Origin of the sequence: Pantoea sp. USMM079, assembly GCF_037153115.1 — a bacterium.
GTDB lineage: Bacteria > Pseudomonadota > Gammaproteobacteria > Enterobacterales > Enterobacteriaceae > Pantoea > Pantoea communis.
This window is the reverse complement of record NZ_JBBCKX010000071.1, coordinates 1-453: the sequence shown is the minus strand read 5'-3', so window position 1 is coordinate 453 and position 453 is coordinate 1. Positions and strand designations below refer to the sequence as shown.

Sequence of the window (453 nt, the reverse complement as noted above, 5' to 3'; positions counted from 1 at the left end):
GCCTTTTGGTCAACGATGCTGTTTAAACATTAAAATGCATTCACACAGATATGAAAATGATTTTTCAAAACACATGACTTAACTTAATGATTATAATCATTTTATCTCAAACCCGAGGTCATATAATTTCAATAGACATGCTTAAAATATACTACAGTTAAATGTGAATGCATGATGAATTTCAAGAGGCCGTGTGATGCAAGGATCTTCTAAGGCGTCCGTGGGAATCCAGTACTGTGGGAAATATAAACATGAGTATAACAATAAGAAATGGTGCTGTTTGTTTGTGTTTTTACTTACCGCTTTCCCTCTGTGTTGTTCAGGCCGACACGCTCTGGCTTGCCAATGGGGATCGATTGAGCGGTACGATTCAATCGCTGAGTGATGGGGAACTTGAGCTAAAGACAGACTACGCTGGTCTTTTAAAAATGAAATGGGCATCTGTAAGCACCA

The 453-nt window shown here is 38.6% G+C and carries 1 pseudogene; it reads left to right on the top strand.

The window, feature by feature from the left end:
• Nucleotides 1-251 precede the first annotated feature (251 nt).
• A pseudogene (locus tag WFP70_RS26555) lies at nt 252-453 on the top strand (hypothetical protein); the annotation flags it as partial.